This window comes from Streptomyces cinnabarinus, from assembly GCF_027270315.1.
In the GTDB taxonomy this organism is placed as follows: Bacteria; Actinomycetota; Actinomycetes; order Streptomycetales; family Streptomycetaceae; genus Streptomyces; species Streptomyces cinnabarinus.
The window spans coordinates 3,827,549-3,842,450 of record NZ_CP114413.1; the positions used below are offsets into that span (position 1 = coordinate 3,827,549).

15 protein-coding genes are annotated in these 14,902 nt (G+C 73.3%); 10 read left to right on the forward strand and 5 right to left on the reverse strand.

Features of this window, described 5'->3' with window-relative positions; all coding sequences use genetic code 11:
- Window positions 1–13 precede the first annotated feature (13 nt).
- The 5 genes from STRCI_RS17125 to STRCI_RS17145 all read left to right on the forward strand — a co-directional run bounded on the left by STRCI_RS17125 (window position 14) and on the right by STRCI_RS17145 (window position 3,979).
- Window positions 14–1,393, forward strand: a complete 1,380-nt coding sequence (locus tag STRCI_RS17125) for a type III PLP-dependent enzyme domain-containing protein (protein ID WP_418953348.1) — start codon at window positions 14–16, stop codon at window positions 1,391–1,393.
- A gap of 169 nt (window positions 1,394–1,562) precedes the next feature.
- Window positions 1,563–1,976 carry a hypothetical protein gene (locus STRCI_RS17130; RefSeq protein ID WP_269659823.1) on the forward strand — a complete coding sequence of 138 codons (414 nt, stop codon included), beginning with the start codon at window positions 1,563–1,565 and terminating at the stop codon, window positions 1,974–1,976.
- Window positions 1,973–2,992, forward strand: coding sequence for a transcriptional regulator (locus STRCI_RS17135; protein ID WP_269659824.1), 1,020 nt, complete (start codon window positions 1,973–1,975; stop codon window positions 2,990–2,992). The genes STRCI_RS17130 and STRCI_RS17135 overlap by 4 nt, the downstream gene beginning before the upstream one ends.
- A 19-nt stretch (window positions 2,993–3,011) precedes the next feature.
- Window positions 3,012–3,590, forward strand: a complete 579-nt coding sequence (locus tag STRCI_RS17140; RefSeq protein ID WP_269659825.1) for a roadblock/LC7 domain-containing protein — start codon at window positions 3,012–3,014, stop codon at window positions 3,588–3,590.
- A 14-nt stretch (window positions 3,591–3,604) separates the two neighbouring features.
- Window positions 3,605–3,979 (forward strand): roadblock/LC7 domain-containing protein, encoded by a 375-nt coding sequence (locus STRCI_RS17145; RefSeq protein WP_269659826.1) that lies wholly within the window; start codon window positions 3,605–3,607, stop codon window positions 3,977–3,979.
- A 9-nt stretch (window positions 3,980–3,988) separates the two neighbouring features.
- On the opposite strand, the gene STRCI_RS17150 is transcribed toward STRCI_RS17145, so the two are convergent.
- From STRCI_RS17150 to STRCI_RS17160, 3 genes are all read right to left on the reverse strand, one after another.
- The gene (locus STRCI_RS17150) at window positions 3,989–4,573 is read right to left on the reverse strand and encodes a hypothetical protein (protein WP_269659827.1); all 585 of its coding nucleotides are present in this window, start codon (window positions 4,571–4,573) and stop codon (window positions 3,989–3,991) included.
- A gap of 76 nt (window positions 4,574–4,649) precedes the next feature.
- Window positions 4,650–5,525, reverse strand: coding sequence for a MurR/RpiR family transcriptional regulator (locus tag STRCI_RS17155; protein ID WP_269659828.1), 876 nt, complete (start codon window positions 5,523–5,525; stop codon window positions 4,650–4,652).
- The gene (locus STRCI_RS17160; RefSeq protein WP_269659829.1) at window positions 5,522–7,030 is read right to left on the reverse strand and encodes an aromatic amino acid ammonia-lyase; all 1,509 of its coding nucleotides are present in this window, start codon (window positions 7,028–7,030) and stop codon (window positions 5,522–5,524) included. The genes STRCI_RS17155 and STRCI_RS17160 overlap by 4 nt, the downstream gene beginning before the upstream one ends.
- A gap of 208 nt (window positions 7,031–7,238) precedes the next feature.
- Between STRCI_RS17160 and STRCI_RS17165 the strand changes: the two genes are divergently transcribed.
- Entirely contained in the window at window positions 7,239–7,661 is a 423-nt protein-coding gene (locus tag STRCI_RS17165) for a hypothetical protein (RefSeq protein WP_269664567.1), read from the forward strand.
- Window positions 7,662–7,669: 8 nt separating this feature from the next.
- Here the strand turns inward: STRCI_RS17165 and STRCI_RS17170 are convergent, their stop codons facing one another.
- Complete coding sequence (locus STRCI_RS17170; protein WP_269659830.1) at window positions 7,670–8,431, reverse strand: SDR family oxidoreductase; 762 nt, start codon at window positions 8,429–8,431, stop codon at window positions 7,670–7,672.
- A gap of 145 nt (window positions 8,432–8,576) precedes the next feature.
- Between STRCI_RS17170 and STRCI_RS17175 the strand changes: the two genes are divergently transcribed.
- On the forward strand, window positions 8,577–9,413 hold the full coding sequence (locus STRCI_RS17175) for a helix-turn-helix transcriptional regulator (protein WP_269659831.1): 837 nt from the start codon (window positions 8,577–8,579) through the stop codon (window positions 9,411–9,413).
- Between the two features lie 326 nt (window positions 9,414–9,739).
- Here STRCI_RS17175 and STRCI_RS17180 read toward each other — a convergent pair whose 3' ends face one another.
- Window positions 9,740–11,128 carry a cystathionine beta-synthase gene (locus tag STRCI_RS17180; protein ID WP_269659832.1) on the reverse strand — a complete coding sequence of 463 codons (1,389 nt, stop codon included), beginning with the start codon at window positions 11,126–11,128 and terminating at the stop codon, window positions 9,740–9,742.
- A gap of 160 nt (window positions 11,129–11,288) precedes the next feature.
- Here STRCI_RS17180 and STRCI_RS17185 point away from each other — a divergent pair, with 160 nt between their 5' ends.
- The 3 genes from STRCI_RS17185 to STRCI_RS17195 all read left to right on the forward strand — a co-directional run bounded on the left by STRCI_RS17185 (window position 11,289) and on the right by STRCI_RS17195 (window position 14,860).
- Window positions 11,289–12,320: an SGNH/GDSL hydrolase family protein gene (locus tag STRCI_RS17185; RefSeq protein WP_269659833.1), complete on the forward strand. Its 1,032-nt coding sequence runs from the start codon at window positions 11,289–11,291 to the stop codon at window positions 12,318–12,320.
- 142 nt (window positions 12,321–12,462) lie between these two features.
- Window positions 12,463–13,599: an acyltransferase family protein gene (locus STRCI_RS17190; protein WP_269659834.1), complete on the forward strand. Its 1,137-nt coding sequence runs from the start codon at window positions 12,463–12,465 to the stop codon at window positions 13,597–13,599.
- Window positions 13,600–13,639: 40 nt separating this feature from the next.
- Complete coding sequence (locus STRCI_RS17195; RefSeq protein WP_269659835.1) at window positions 13,640–14,860, forward strand: acetyl-CoA C-acetyltransferase; 1,221 nt, start codon at window positions 13,640–13,642, stop codon at window positions 14,858–14,860.
- The last annotated feature ends 42 nt before the right edge of the window (window positions 14,861–14,902 follow it).

Here is a 14,902-nt window from a genome sequence, read left to right on the forward strand (position 1 = left end):
GACGGGGGATGCGGTGGACAGCGTCAAGGTCGGGCGGACGGACGACGAGGAGCGGGCGGCGCGCCGGGACGAGGCCGTGCGGGCCGCCGTGGAACAGGGGCTGCTGGGGCCGGACTGCCCCATCGTGGGCCTGCTGGACGTCACCGGCATCCGGGAGTCTGCGGCTGCGCTGCGGGCGGCGTTCGACGCGGTCACCGCGCCCGGCACCCCGGTGCTGCACGCCTTCGCGGTCAAGGCGACCCCGCTGGTGCCGGTGCTGCGGCTGCTGCGCGAGGCCGGGATCGGCGCGGAGGTGGCGAGCCCCGGGGAGCTGGCACTGGCGCGGGCGGCGGGGCTGGCGCCGGAGCGTACTGTGCTGGACTCGCCCGCGAAGACGCCCGCCGAGCTGCGGGATGCGCTGGCGCTCGGGATCGCGGTCAACGCCGACAACCCGCAGGAGCTGGACCGTATCGACGCGCTGATGCGGTCCGCGCCGAGCCGCTCGCCGCTCGGCATACGGGTCAACCCGCAGGTGGGCGCGGGTGCCATCGAGGCGCTGTCGACGGCGACGGCCACCTCGAAGTTCGGGGTGGCGCTGCGCGACGAGGGGGCGCGGGAGTGGGTGGTGCGGGCGTATCTGGAGCGGCCGTGGCTGACCCGGCTGCACGCGCACACCGGCTCCCAGGGCGTCCCGCTGTCGCTGATGGCGCGGGGCGTGGCGGAGACGTACGCGCTGGCCGAGGAGATCAACGAACGGCTCGGGCGGCGGCAGATCGGCACCGTCGACATCGGCGGCGGACTGCCGGTGAACTTCTCCTCCGACGCCACCACTCCGACGTACGCGCAGTACGCGCGACTGCTGAGCGAGGCGGTACCGGGGCTGTTCGATGGGCGGTACGGACTGGTCACCGAGTTCGGGCGGTCGCTGCTGGCCAAGCACGGGACGGTGCTGGCGCGGGTGGAGTACACCAAGAGCGCGGGCGGGCGGGCGGTCGCGGTGACGCACGCGGGCGTACAGGTGGCCACGCGGACGGTGTACGCGCCGGCGGCCTGGCCGCTGCGGATCGCCGCGTACGACGCGAAGGGGCGGCCGAAGACGGGGGCCGAGGTGGTGCAGGACGTGGCCGGGCCCGCCTGTTTCGCCGGTGACCTGCTGGCCGAGGCGCGGGCGCTGCCGCGCCTTGAGCAGGGGGATCTGGTGGCGGCGCTGGACACGGGCGCGTACTACTTCGCGCACCACTACGCATACAACTCCCTGGCCCGGCCCGGCATTCACGGCTTCGTGCCGGACGGTTCCGGGGGTGTCGCCTTCGCGACGGTCCGGGCGGCGCAGAGCCTCGACGCGATCGTGGCCGAAGCCGGCGGGGCGCACGCGTCCGCGCTCACCACCCTCCGCGCACCCGGAAACCCTTGACGCACTCCTACGGATCCGCGGTTCAACGGGACCGGAAACATGGTCAGTTGACCCACCCTAGTCATCCGTCGCATGTTCCGCCGGAAAATGCCATATCCCTCACTCCCCGCCCACACGGTGCGTAGTTTCGGCGTCACTCAGCCGAACCCAAGGTGGGAGGGAAGCCAGGGTGCCCGGAATCGACGAGTGTCTGCTGGAGGCCATGCGGCTGCCCGGTGCGCGGGGCGCGGCGCTGGTCGACTGGACCAGCGGACTGGCCCTGGGCACGGTCGGCGAGTCCCCGGGCGGCGATCCGGAGGCGAGCGCGGCGGAGACGGCCGAGCTGGCCCGGCTGGCCGCGGAGCACCGGGCGTTCGCACCGGCCGAGGGGACCGGCGAGGACGCGGACCCGGAGGACGGCACGGATCCGCCGGTGGAGGATCTGATCCTCAGCAACCGGGACAGCTACCACGTGCTGCGGTTCGTGTGGACGTCGTTCGACAGCAGCGTGTTCCTGCATCTGTGGCTGGGCCGCGAGGAAGGCAATCTCGCGCTGGCCCGGATCCGGCTCGGGGAGCTGGCCGGACGGCTGGTGCTGGGATGACCGCGCTGCACGCCACCCCGGCCGGTCTGCCGCCCCGGCTGCCGGTGCGGGACCGGAGCACGGCCGCGGAACGGGTGCCGCGGGGCCTGTCGCCGATGCTGAGCCGGCTCGCCGCCGAGCGGGCCACCGGGGTACTGCTGCGCGAGCGGGGCACGCTGTATCTGGCCGAGGGCCGGGTGGTGCACGCCGAGAGCCCGGCCGCCCCCGGTCTTGACGTCCTGCTCACCGCGCACGGCACCCTCTCCCCCGCCGCCTGGCGGGACGCCGTCGCCCAGGCCGACGAACGGCACGGCGCCGCCCGGCTCCTCGTCGACAGCGGGCGGCTCACCCCGGGCATCCTGGAGCTCTGCCATCTGAGCGCGCTGTTCGACGCCGCGTTCTTCGCGCTCGCGCCCAGCAGCACCCCGGGCCGCTTCCGCTACGGCACCGGGCACTGGCTCGGGCCCGTGCGCCCGGTGCCGGTGTCCGCCCTGGAGCGCGAGACCCTGCGCCGCCGCGACCTGCTGCACCGCATCTGGCCCGACCCGGACACGGACAGCGCGCCCCTGGCCCGCGCCGACCCGCCCCGGGTCCCGGTTCTCACCGCCCGCCAGCAAGCCGTGGTAGCCCTGCTGGACGGCGTCCGCACGGCGTCGGACATAGCGCGCGCCCTGGGCCGTCCGACGTTCCACACCCTGGTGGACATACGACGCCTGGCAGCGGCGGGCGTCCTGAGGCCACGCCCCGAGACTCCCGACCCGGGCCCGCGGGTCCCGGCGCCCGCCGAGCATCCCGCGGCCGACGCCACCCGGAGCGCCCCGCCCGACCCTGCGCCGCCCGACCCGGCAGCGCCCGCCTGGGCACCCCACCACGGCGACGCCGCCCGGAGCGCCCCGCCGTCCCCGGCCGCCGCGCCCCCGCCGCTGCCCGTGCGAGCGGGCCACCCGAACCCCCCGTCCCCCGCGGAGCGCCTCGCGCTCGACGACCCCGACGTCGCCCTGCTGAAGAGAGTCCGGGATGCGCTGGAGGCCCTTTGACCGACAGAGGAGAAACCTGATGGCCGCCGAGGCGCCGATACTCGACGAGCTCCACCGGCTCAGAGCTCGCATCCCGCAGCTGACCGGCTCCCTCGCGGCCAGCGTCGACGGTCTGGTCGTCGCCGAGGACGCGCCGGACGTGGAGCCGGAGGGCGTGGCCGCGCTCACCGCCGCCGCGCTCGGGGTGGCCGTACGGCTGTCGGACGTCACCGGCCGCGGGGAGCTGCGTGAACTGCTCGTGCGCGGACGGGACGGCTATGTGGCGACGTACGCGGCGGGCCACGCCGCCGTGCTGACCCTGCTCGCCCAGGACGACGTCAGCGTCGGCCGGCTGCACCTGGAGGGCCGCCGCGCCGCCGCCCGGATCGGCGAGCTGGTCGACGAGACGGCGGACGAGACCAAGAGCCGCGCTCCCGCACGGACCCCGGCCACACGGGCGAAGGCCCCGCGGCGCACCGCTTCCGCCCAGCCGCGCGCCACCGAGCCACGCGCCACCGAGCCACGGGCGACCCAGTCGCGCTCGGCCCAACCGCGCTCCACCGAGCCCCGGACCACACCACCGCGATCCACCCAACCGCGCACCAGCACGGAAAGTTGAGAGGAAAATCCATCATGGCGAACACCGAGACCTCGCTGAAAGAGGCGCTGACCTCGATCGAGGGCGCCACCGGCGTCGCGCTCGTCGACTACACCAGCGGCATGGCGCTGGGCACCATGGGCGGCGGCAAGAGCTTCGACCTGAACGTGGCCGCCGCCGGCAACACCGATGTGGTGCGCGCCAAGATGCGCACCATGGAGCATCTCGGCCTCAAGAGCGAGATCGAGGACATCCTGATCACCCTGGCCGACCAGTACCACATGATCCGCCTGATCAAGGGCCGCAGCGGCAACGGCCTCTTCCTGTACCTGGTGCTCGACGCCAAGCGGTCCAACCTGGCGATGGCCCGCCACCAGCTGAGGAGGATCGAGCAGGACCTGGAGGTCTAGCGGGCCCGGTCAGACCAGCGCGTCGGCGCGGCGGCGGGCCCCGCCCGGGGCCGCGTCGCCCGCCGCGATACCGGTGCCGCGGTAGGCCCTGACCGCCTTCCCGGCGGGCCGTCCGCCGCGCGCCGTGAGCCAGTCCGCGCGCACCCACAGCAGGGTGTCGTCGGTCCGTTCGCGGCGGCCGATCCAGGCGGACTTGAGCCAGAGCCCGGTGCCCGCTCCGGCGAGCAGCATGCCGCCCGCCGCGGGCGCCGCGAACGCGCTGCCGAGTGCGGCCGCGAAGGCGAGCACCAGCCACCAGCGGTGGCCGCGGCGCCAGGCGCGTACGGTCACCGCGCGGTCCTGGAGCACATCGTGCTTGCCCGCGCGGGCCGCCCCGCTCATGAGGGCGCCGTACCGCCCGCGCCGCCGGTACGCCACCACCGCCGCGGTGACGAGGAACAGCGCCGCGCCCGCCATCACCCCGATCCGGCGCCCGGTCACCCCGGGCACCAGTACGCCGATCCCGGCCGCGCACAGCCCGAGCCAGAACAGCGGTGCCGCTCCGGCCCGTACGACGACGGCCACCCGAGCGAGTCCCTGACCTCCGCGTGCCACGTTCCGCCTCCTCGTCGTCCCGGACAGTGGCCGGGAGACTAGCGGGCGTAGGTGAGACCAGCGTGAGAAGCCCGGCTCACTCCACGAACAGCCCGCGGGCCGCCGCCCGCGCGTCGAACTCCTCCAGCCGGGCCTGCGCCTCCGGCAGGTCGTCGCACATCGCCTCCAGCAGTACCCGGCCCAGCAGCATCGGCGCGCAGGCGGTGTCGAAGGCGAGCCCGGTGCCGACGGCCGCGGGCAGCAGCAGATCGGAGGCCCGGGCGACCGGCGCGAAGGCGGAGTCGGCGACGGTGACCACGGTGAGGCCGGCCTGCCTGGCGTAGCCGAGGGTGTCCAGGACCTCGCGCGGATGCCGGGGCAGTGCGAAGCAGAGCAGCGCCGAGGCGCCCGCCCGGACGCAGGCGTCGATCCGGTCGTGGACCATCGTGCCGCCCTCGTGCAGCAGCCGGACGTCGGGGTGGACCTTGGCCGCGAAGTAGGCGAAGCCGTACGCCTGGGAGGCCGCGGCGCGCAGGCCGAGCACCGGCAGCGGGCGGGAGGCGGCCAGCAGCCGGCCCGCCTTCCGCACCGGGCGCGGGTCGGCGAGCAGCTCCGCCAGATGGCGCAGGTTCTCGATCTCGGCCTCGACGGCCTGCTGGTACTCGTTGTAGGTGCCCGCGGCGGCCACCGGTTCGGCGGGCGCGACTTCGCGCAGGTGCTTGCGCAGCGCCGGGTAGCCGTCGAAGCCGAGGGCGACGGCGAAGCGGGTCACCGATGGCTGGCTGACCCCGGCCAGTTCGGCCAGTTCGACGCTGGAGAGGAAGGGCACGTCGGCGGCCCGGCGCACCATGCTGTGCGCGATGCGCCGCTGGGTCGGGGTGAGCCGGTGCCCCTCGAAGAGCGTCTGCAACCGTGCCGCGGGGGTGTCCGCGGCCCTCGCCGTGCCCTCCGCCGTGTCGCTCTCCGCGCTCATGCGCCGTTCCCCCTCCAGATCTCCGTGAACCGGTCGAGCAGCCGCGCCGCCGCCGTCACGTCGTCCGTGAGCGGCCGGTCGGCCTGGTCGTCGTCGAGCACCGCCTCGGCGAGCTCCAGCGCGCGGCCCGCCGGAAGTCCCGGCTCGGGCCTGAGGTCGCGCTGGCGCAGCGCCCGTACGGCGGCGACGAGTTCGCAGCCGACGACGAGACGGTACGCGCCGCACGCGCGCAGCGTCTGCCGGGCGGCGAGCGAGGCGAAACTGGCCTGTTCCTCGACGCCCCGGGAGAGTACAGCGTGGCCGAGGGAGGCGGGCGCCGAGAAGGCCCGCAGGTCACCGAGGGCGGCCGCGGCGGAGTACTCCAGGATCATCACGCCGGACGAGGCGGGCTCGTGGTCGGCGAGGAAGGGTCTCAGCCGGGTGTAAGCGGGCTCGTTGAGGGTGGAGAGCCGGGAGGTGGACAGCCGGGCCACCTGGGTGACCGCCAGCCGGAAGTGGTCCAGGGCGAGGGCGAGCCCGGCCTGGTAGAAGCCGCCGTGGTGGTAGGCGGCCAGGTCGTCGGCCGCGATCAGCGGGTTCTCGGCGGCGGCGTTGAGCTCCACCGCGAGCACCGCCTCCAGGGCGTCCGCCGCGTCGTGCGCGGGCCCGTGGATCTGGGGCAGACAGCGGAAGCCGTACGGGTCCTGGATCCGGCCCAGCGGAGGTGTGGGCCGGTCCGCGGCACCGATCAACTCCCGCATCCGGCGCGCGACTTCGCCGGCACCGCGGTGCGGACGGGCCTGGTGGACGGGGGCGGCGTAGGGCTCGTGCGAGCCGTCGACGGCCAGCAGCGAGAGGGCGGCGACGACCTGAGTGGCGGCGATGAGCCCGCGCAGTTCGTGCAGGGCGAGCGCGGCCTGGCCGAGGGTGAGGGCGTTGCTGCTGATCAGGGCGAGCGCGTCGTTGTTGTCGAGCGGCTGCGGCTCGGGGGCGCCGGCGCCGCGCCAGGGATGCTCCCCCACCAGCGCCAGCCCGGCCTGGGCGAGCGCGGTGAGATCCCCCGTACCGACGGATCCGAACTCGTTGACGACCGGATGCGCCCCGCTCTCCAGCGCCTCGCACAGCGCCGTGACCACGGTCGGGCGGAGTCCGGCGCCGCCCGCGAGCAGCTGGTTCGCCCGTACGGCGAGCATGGCCCGCACCTGCCGGGCGGGGAGTTCCTCGCCGATGCCGCCCGCGTGGCTGCGCAGCAGCCGCAGCCCGTGCTCCGCGGCGGCCTCGGTGGGCACGTCCTCGTTCCGGTTGGCGCCGACGCCGGTGGACCGGCCGTAGACGCGTCCGGTCGCGGCGATCCGCCGGGCGGCGTCCCAGGAGCGGGTGGCCCGCTTCATCGCCTCGTCCTGCGGGACCGGCCGGGCGGCCCCGTCCGCGAGGCGCACCACGTCGGCGACGGAGAGCCCCCGGCCGTCGAGGAGCACCGACCCGGTGTCCACGACCGCGGGCCCGTCCACGACCGGAGACGACATCAGTCCCGAACCCCCATCGACCGTCGCTCAGCCTTCGAACGTCCAGCGTTCAGCCCTCGGCTATTCAGCCACCAAGAATCTTGCATGACGTTATGCAGCCAGGCAACAACGCGGCCCGCCGACGGATGCGCCACCCCCAGGTCCAACAGGGGGGATATCCCCAGTGCCCGGACCGCCCCCGCTGCCTACGGTTGTCCTCATGACGGGAATGGACGCGCGGGACACCGAGATCAAGAAGGAACTCAACGCCACCTTGCAGGCCCGCAGGGAGCTGGGTGAGGAGTACGAGTCCGCGCTGGTCGACTCGTTCCTGGAGAAGGTCGACCAGCGCATCGACGGAGCGGTCGAGCGCCGGGTGCGCCGGCAGCTCGCCGAGCAGCAGATGGTGGTGGCCCGGGGCTCCCGGTCACCGAAGCCGACGGACTCCTGGGGCGAGCGCTTCGGCTTCGGCATCGTCTCGCTGGTCCTGGCGATCCCGCTGTCCGCCATCGGCGGCGGCGTTGCCCATCTGCCCGGCCTGCTGGTCGCCTGGGCGGGCATCGTCGGGGTGAACGTCGTGCAGGCCGCCCGCACCCACCCGGACCTGTTCCGCCGCCGCAAGTCCCGGCCGGACAGCGACTGGGAGAACTGAGCCGGGGCTCAGGCCTGCCGGGTGGGCAGCACCATCACCTGGCGCAGATTGACCTGGCGGGACCGGCTCACGGCGTAGGCCACCAGGTCCGCGACCTCCGCGGAGGTCAGCGTGCCCACCGCCGACACCATGGCGTCCAGCTCGCCGGCCCGCTCCGGGTCGGTGACATGGCCGCGCAGCTCGCTCTCGGTGAAGCCCGGCTCGACGTTGGTGATCCGGACGTCCTTCGGGCCCAGCTCGGTGCGCAGCGACTGGGAGAGATGGGTCACCGCGGCCTTCGTGGCGCTGTACACCGCGTAGTTGGGGAAGGTCAGATGCGCGGCGATGGAGGAGATGTTCACCAGGTCCGCCGTACGGCCGTCGGCGGCGGCGTCCACAAGGTCGGCGGTGAACGCCCGGGTCACGCGCAGCACTCCGCTCACATTGGTGTCGATCATCAGCTGCCAGGCGGCCGTGTCCCCCGCCTCGACGGGGCTCGGCAGCATCACCCCGGCGGAGTTGACGACCAGGTCGACGGCCCCGTACACCTCGCGCACCCGCCCCGCGGCCACCGCCACGGACGCCTCACCGGTGACGTCCGCCGCCACCGCCAGCGCCTCGCCCCCGTCGGCCCGGATCTTCCCGGCGAGCGCGTCGAGCCGCTCCGCGCGCCGGGACAGCAGCGCCACCCGCGCCCCGTGCCGGGCCAGCAGCACGGCGACGGCCTCGCCGATCCCGCTGGCGGCTCCGGTGACGACGGCGGTACGCCCGGCCAGATTCTCGTACGACATCGCGGTCTCCCTCGGTCGCGGCCGGGGCCTCTCCCCGGCGGCACCGCCCACCCTGCGCGCCCGCCGCGGCCGTACCCAGGGCTGAACCTTTCCTGGGTCTGACAGAACCAGGTTCCCGGCCCGCAACCGCCCTACGATCGAGGGCATGGACGGGGAACTCGGAGACTTCCTGCGCACACGCCGCGCCCGTATCCAGCCTCAGGAGGTGGGCCTGCCCAGCTACGGCCGCCGCCGCGTCCCCGGCCTGCGCCGCGAGGAGGTGGCGCAGCTGGCCGGGGTGAGCGTCGACTACTACGTCCGGCTGGAACAGGGCCGCGGGCCGAGCGTCTCGGACGCCGTACTGGACGCCGTCGCGCGGGCGCTGCGGCTGGGCCCGGCCGAGCGCGACTACCTGCACACCATCGCCCGGCCCCGCCGCGAGGGGGCCGCCCCGGTGGAACCGCCCCGGGTGAGCCGGAGCGTCCAACTGCTGCTGGACGGCATGGACCGCAACCCCGCGTACGTCCTGGACCACCGGATGGACGTACTGGCCTGGAACGCCCTCGCCGACGCGGTGCTCGACTTCGGCGGACCGGACCGTCCGGCTGGGCTCAACATGCCGCGCCGCGCCTTCCTCGACCCGGCAAGCCGCTCCCTCTACCCGGACTGGCCCACGATCGCCGCCCAGACCGCCGCCCACCTCCGGATGAACGCCGGCCATCACCCCCACGACCGCGAGTTGGGCGCCCTCGTCGGCGAACTCTCCGCCCGCAGCGAGGACTTCCGCCGCCTGTGGGCCGACCACCTGGTCAAGCCCTGCGGCTGCGGCGTCAAACGCCTCCGGCACCCGGTCGCGGGCCTGCTGGTCCTGCCGTACGACACCTTCACGGTGGCACCGGACCAGACAGTCGTGTTCTACGCCCCGGAACCGGACTCGGAGACGGCGGAACGCCTTGCGCTGCTGGGGAGTTGGGCCACCACGGGCACTACGGGCACCCGGTGAGAAAAGAATGCGCGGGGACCGCCGCACCCCCGTTGCCGGGGGGCGGGACGACGGCGGTCCCCGCGAGGGACGTGGACCGGGTCAGGACCGGGTCTCACGTCCGGCGTCCATGGAGGTCCGGGAGCCGCTCCGGAGGTCCTTGGACGTTCGGCGCCGGCCGGGGCGGGGAGCCGCTCCCGCCCTGCCGACACCCACTAATGTGCCGGACTCGTGTTAAGCGGGTGCTGCGCGGACGTGACGCGCTCGTACCACTTCCGCGAAGCGACGAAGGCTGCTGATCACCGCAAGTTCGCCGCCGACACGGTCCGTTCACCGCACGTTCGCCGCTACTTCCCGCCCTTGGCGAGGAAGGCCAGCAGGTCCTGACGGCCGATCACCCCGGTGGGCTTGCCCTCGACGAGGACGATCGCCGCGTCCGCCGTACCGAGCACGGTCATCAGGTCGCCCACCGGTTCGCCGGAGCCGACCTGCGGCAGCGGGGCCGACATGTGCTTCTCCAGCGGGTCCTCCAGCGAGGCCCGCTTGGCGAACAGGGCGTCCAGCAACTCCCGTTCCACGACGGAGCCGACGACCTCGGCCGCCATCACGTCGGGGTGACCGGCGCCGGGCTTGACGATCGGCATCTGCGAGACGCCGTACTCCCGCAGCACCTCGATGGCCTGACCGACCGTCTCGTCGGGGTGCATGTGGACGAGGGACGGAATCGCGCCGTGCTCCTTGTCGTTGAGCACGTCGGCGACGCGGGCGCTCGGGCCCTCGTCCTCCAGGAAGCCGTAGTCGGCCATCCACTCGTCGTTGAAGATCTTGCTGAGGTAGCCGCGGCCGCTGTCCGGCAGCAGGACGACGACCACGTCGTCCTCCTCGAGGCGCTCGGCGACCCGCAGCGCGGCGACCACGGCCATGCCGCAGGAGCCGCCGACCAGGAGGCCCTCCTCCTTGGCCAGCCGGCGGGTCATCTGGAAGGAGTCCTTGTCGGACACGGCGACGATCTCGTCGGCGACGGTGCGGTCGTAGGCGGTCGGCCAGAAGTCCTCACCGACGCCCTCGACGAGATACGGCCGCCCGGAACCGCCCGAGTAGACCGAGCCCTCCGGGTCGGCGCCGACCACCTGCACCTTGCCGTCGCTGGCGTCCTTCAGATAGCGGCCGGTGCCGGAGATGGTGCCGCCGGTGCCCACGCCCGCCACGAAGTGGGTGATCCGCCCCTCCGTCTGCTCCCACAGCTCGGGGCCGGTGGAGTGGTAGTGGGAGGCCGGGTTGTTGGGGTTGGAGTACTGGTCGGGCTTCCAGGCGCCGGGCGTCTCACGCACCAGCCGGTCGGAGACGTTGTAGTACGAGTCCGGGTGCTCCGGGTCGACTGCGGTCGGGCAGACGACGACCTCCGCCCCGTAGGCCCGCAGCACATTGATCTTGTCGGTGCTGACCTTGTCGGGGCAGACGAAGATGCACTTGTAGCCCTTCTGCTGGGCCACGATGGCGAGCCCGACCCCGGTGTTGCCGCTGGTCGGCTCGACGATGGTGCCGCCGGGCTTGAGCGCGCCGCTCTCCTCGGCGGCCTCGATCATGCGCAGGGCGATCCGGTCCTTCACCGATCCGCCCGGGTTGAAGTACTCCACCTTGGCCAGGACGGTCGCCTTGATGCCCTTGGTCACGCTGTTGAGCCTCACCAGCGGGGTGTTGCCGACGAGACTGATCATCGAGTCGTGGAATTGCACCGTTGTCTCCGGATGCTGCAAAAGATGCGGTCGTTAGTGGTGAAGCCAGCCTATGGCCTGCCTGGCACCCATGACGGTCGTTCACTGCCCGTTGGGATTGGGCCACGGTCCGTGCGGGGCAAGCAGTGGATGTACGGGTTCGAGGAGGTGGCGGCAGGGCATGACGAGCATGTCGAGGGCGAGGGTGGCCCGCCGGATCGCGGCCGGCGCCGCGTACGGCGGCGGCGGGATCGGGCTGGCCGGGGCGGCCGCCGTGGGTCTGGTGCTGGCGGAGGTCCAGCTCGCCAAACGCGCCGTGGGCAACGGCGGCACGGCCCCGCACCCGCCGAGCGCGGAGGGCCTGTACGGCGACGGCATGACGACCGCGGACGAGCCCCCGCTCCTGCTGCTGATGCTGGGCGACTCCACGGCCGCGGGCCAGGGCGTACGGCGGGCCGGGCAGACGCCGGGGGCGCTGCTGGCGTCGGGCCTCGCGGCGGTGGCGGAGCGCCCGGTGCGGCTGCGCAATGTCGCCCTTCCCGGTGCCCGCTCCGACGACCTGGAACGCCAGGTGTCGCAGGCGCTGGCCGACTCCGGCCAGGTGCCCGACATCTGCGTGATCATGATCGGCGCCAATGACGTCACCCACCGCATGCCCGCGACCCGCTCGGTGCGCTGTCTGGCCACGGCGGTACGACGGCTGCGCACGGCCGGCGCCGAGGTGGTCGTCGGCACCTGCCCCGACCTCGGCACCATCGAGCCGGTCCAGCAGCCCCTGCGCTGGCTGGCCCGCCGGGCCTCCCGTCAGCTCGCCGCCGCCCAGACCATCGGCGTGGTCGAGCAGGGCGGCCGTACGGTCTCGCTGGGCGATCTGCTGGGCCCGGAGTTCGCGGCGAACCCGCGCGAGCTGTTCGGCCCCGACAGCTACCACCCCTCGGCGGAGGGCTACGCCACCGCGGCGATGGCCGTCCTGCCGACGGTCTGCGCGGCGCTCGGTCTGTGGCCCGCGGAGGAGGAGCGGCCGGACGTCTCCCGCCGCGAGGGCTTCCTGCCGGTGGCGCGGGCCGCGGCGGAGGCGGCGTCCGAGGCGGGCACGGAGGTCGCGGCGGCGATGCCCACGGGACCGCGGGGTCCGTGGGCGCTGCTCAAGCGGCGGCGCAGGCGGCGGGTCGGGGCGACGGAACCCTCGCCGACCAGCGCGTCGGGGGTGTGAAGCGGAATCCGCTCCTCCCCGCGAGCCGTCTTCCGTACACACACAGTTCACCGTGCGAACGGGGTGCGGTCACCGGATCACCCCCGGCTTTGGCGAGGGTGTGCTTTCGCTGTCACGCCGCTGTCAGGAGCACGCCCCCGCGATGGAAAAGCCGACCCCCGGAGTCACCGTACGGTCCCGTGACCCCTGGTGGGACAACGCCCGGTTCGTCTCCGCCGCCCTGATCGTGGTCCTGCACACCGTGGGCAGCCTGATGAGCCGCTACGACGTGCTCGGGGCGTACCACATCGGCACCTGGGCCTTCCGGGTGCCGCTCTTCGTCATCCTGGCCGGCGTCTTCAGCAGCGGCGGCCCGCTCGGCCCGCGCCACCTGCGCACCCTGCTGAGCAGCATCGCCCTGCCCGCCCTGATCTTCAGCCTGCTGTACTCGCTGGAGGTGTACGCGCTCGGCGGCCGTTTCACCCCGCACATCACCCAGCTCCCCTGGACGCTGTGGTTCCTGATGTCGCTGTTCTTCTGGCGGCTGCTGCTGCCCCTGGTGGTCCAGCTGCGGCATCCCCTGCTGGTCACCACGGTCGTCTCGCTGGCGGTCGGGTACGTGGACGAGTTCGGCATGCAGTTCTCGGCCAGCCGGACCCTGGTGTACCTGCCGCTGTTCTACCTGGGATGGCGGCTGGGCCAGGGGTGGCTCCAGGACTGGTTCCGGGCCCGCTGGAGCCTGCCGGTGGCCGTGGCGGGGGTGCTCGCCTCGTTCACGGTGGGCTGGCTCTGGCACACGAAGGTCCTCGGCACCTGGCTGTCGATGCGGCACGCGTACCGGGCCGACACCCGGCTGGGCATGGAGGGCGCCTGGGTGATCCGGCTGCTGGTGCTGGCCTCGGCTGCGGCGCTGGTGCTGTGTCTGCTGCGGCTGATACCGAGGCGGCGGCTGCCGTTCGTCTCCGCCCTGGGCTCCGGCGGCTTCACCATCTACCTGCTGCATCCGCTGGTCATCCTGCCGTTCCGGGAGCGGGGCCACATCGCGCGCGCCGACACTCACCTGGAGCTGCTCGCCCTGATGGTGTGCGGGGTGCTGCTCGCGGCGGTGCTCGGTTCGCCGTGGGTACGGCGACTGGTGCGGCCGCTGACCAAGCCGTCGGTGGACTGGCTGTTCGCGGCGCCCGCCGCGCCCACGCCGACGGACCCCGCGGACCCGCCGGCTCCACCCCTAAGCAAGCGCTTGGAAAAGAGGTCCGCATCACACCCGGATGGCGGTGACCGAAGCCTTACGTACAGGTAACTTGCCCGTACACCCTCTTCCGTCGTCGTCTGGAGCCGTGATGCCCGAAGCCGTGATCGTCTCGACCGCCCGCTCCCCCATCGGCCGCGCCTTCAAGGGCTCCCTGAAGGACCTCCGCCCGGACGACCTCACGGCCACGATCATCCAGGCCGCCCTCGCCAAGGTCCCCGAGCTGGACCCGCGCGACATCGACGACCTGATGCTCGGCTGCGGCCTCCCCGGCGGCGAGCAGGGCAACAACCTCGGCCGGATCGTGGCCGTGCAGATGGGCATGGACCACCTCCCGGGCTGCACCATCACCCGGTACTGCTCGTCCTCCCTCCAGACCTCGCGGATGGCCCTGCACGCCATCAAGGCCGGTGAGGGCGACGTCTTCATCTCGGCCGGTGTCGAGGTGGTCTCCAGCTTCGCCAAGGGCAACTCCGACTCCCTGCCGGACACCCACAACCCCTTCTTCGCCGAGGCCGAGGCCCGCACCGCGGCCGTCGCCCAGCAGGAGGGCTCGACCTGGCACGACCCGCGCGAGGACGGGCTCGTCCCGGACGCCTACATCGCGATGGGCCAGACCGCCGAGAACCTCGCCCGCTCGAAGGGCGTCACCCGCGCGGACATGGACGAGTTCGGCGTCCGCTCGCAGAACCTCGCCGAGGAAGCCATCAAGAACGGCTTCTGGGAGCGCGAGATCACCCCGGTGACCCTCCCCGACGGCACCGTCGTCAGCAAGGACGACGGCCCGCGCGCGGGCGTCACCCTGGAGGGCGTCTCGGGCCTCAAGCCCGTCTTCCGCCCCGACGGCCTGGTCACCGCCGCCAACTGCTGCCCGCTGAACGACGGCGCCGCCGCGGTCGTCATCATGAGCGACACCAAGGCCCGCGAGCTCGGCCTCACGCCCCTCGCCCGCATCGTGTCGACCGGCGTCTCCGGCCTCTCCCCCGAGATCATGGGCCTCGGCCCGGTCGAGGCGTCCCAGCAGGCGCTGCGCCGCGCCGGCCTCACCATCGACGACATCGACCTGGTCGAGATCAACGAGGCGTTCGCCGCGCAGGTGATCCCCTCCTACCGCGACCTGGGCATCGACCTGGACAAGCTGAACGTCAACGGCGGCGCCATCGCCGTCGGCCACCCCTTCGGCATGACCGGCGCCCGCATCACCGGCACGCTCATCAACTCCCTGCAGTTCCACGACAAGCAGTTCGGTCTGGAGACCATGTGCGTCGGTGGCGGCCAGGGCATGGCGATGGTCATCGAGCGACTGAGCTGACCGTAGCCGTCGCGAGACCCTGAGTGACGCACAGGCCCGGAA

What these genes read in the sequence shown, in the direction of transcription:
- STRCI_RS17135 (WP_269659824.1), top strand. Translation starts at nt 1,973, where the DNA reads ATGACCGCGCTGCACGCCACCCCGGCCGGTCTGCCGCCCCGGCTGCCG.
- STRCI_RS17140 (WP_269659825.1), top strand. Translation starts at nt 3,012, where the DNA reads ATGGCCGCCGAGGCGCCGATACTCGACGAGCTCCACCGGCTCAGAGCT.
- STRCI_RS17145 (WP_269659826.1), top strand. Translation starts at nt 3,605, where the DNA reads ATGGCGAACACCGAGACCTCGCTGAAAGAGGCGCTGACCTCGATCGAG.
- STRCI_RS17155 (WP_269659828.1), bottom strand. Translation starts at nt 5,525, where the DNA reads ATGAGCGCGGAGAGCGACACGGCGGAGGGCACGGCGAGGGCCGCGGAC.
- STRCI_RS17160 (WP_269659829.1), bottom strand. Translation starts at nt 7,030, where the DNA reads ATGTCGTCTCCGGTCGTGGACGGGCCCGCGGTCGTGGACACCGGGTCG.
- STRCI_RS17165 (WP_269664567.1), top strand. Translation starts at nt 7,239, where the DNA reads ATGGACGCGCGGGACACCGAGATCAAGAAGGAACTCAACGCCACCTTG.
- STRCI_RS17170 (WP_269659830.1), bottom strand. Translation starts at nt 8,431, where the DNA reads ATGTCGTACGAGAATCTGGCCGGGCGTACCGCCGTCGTCACCGGAGCC.
- STRCI_RS17175 (WP_269659831.1), top strand. Translation starts at nt 8,577, where the DNA reads ATGGACGGGGAACTCGGAGACTTCCTGCGCACACGCCGCGCCCGTATC.
- STRCI_RS17185 (WP_269659833.1), top strand. Translation starts at nt 11,289, where the DNA reads ATGACGAGCATGTCGAGGGCGAGGGTGGCCCGCCGGATCGCGGCCGGC.
- STRCI_RS17190 (WP_269659834.1), top strand. Translation starts at nt 12,463, where the DNA reads ATGGAAAAGCCGACCCCCGGAGTCACCGTACGGTCCCGTGACCCCTGG.
- STRCI_RS17195 (WP_269659835.1), top strand. Translation starts at nt 13,640, where the DNA reads ATGCCCGAAGCCGTGATCGTCTCGACCGCCCGCTCCCCCATCGGCCGC.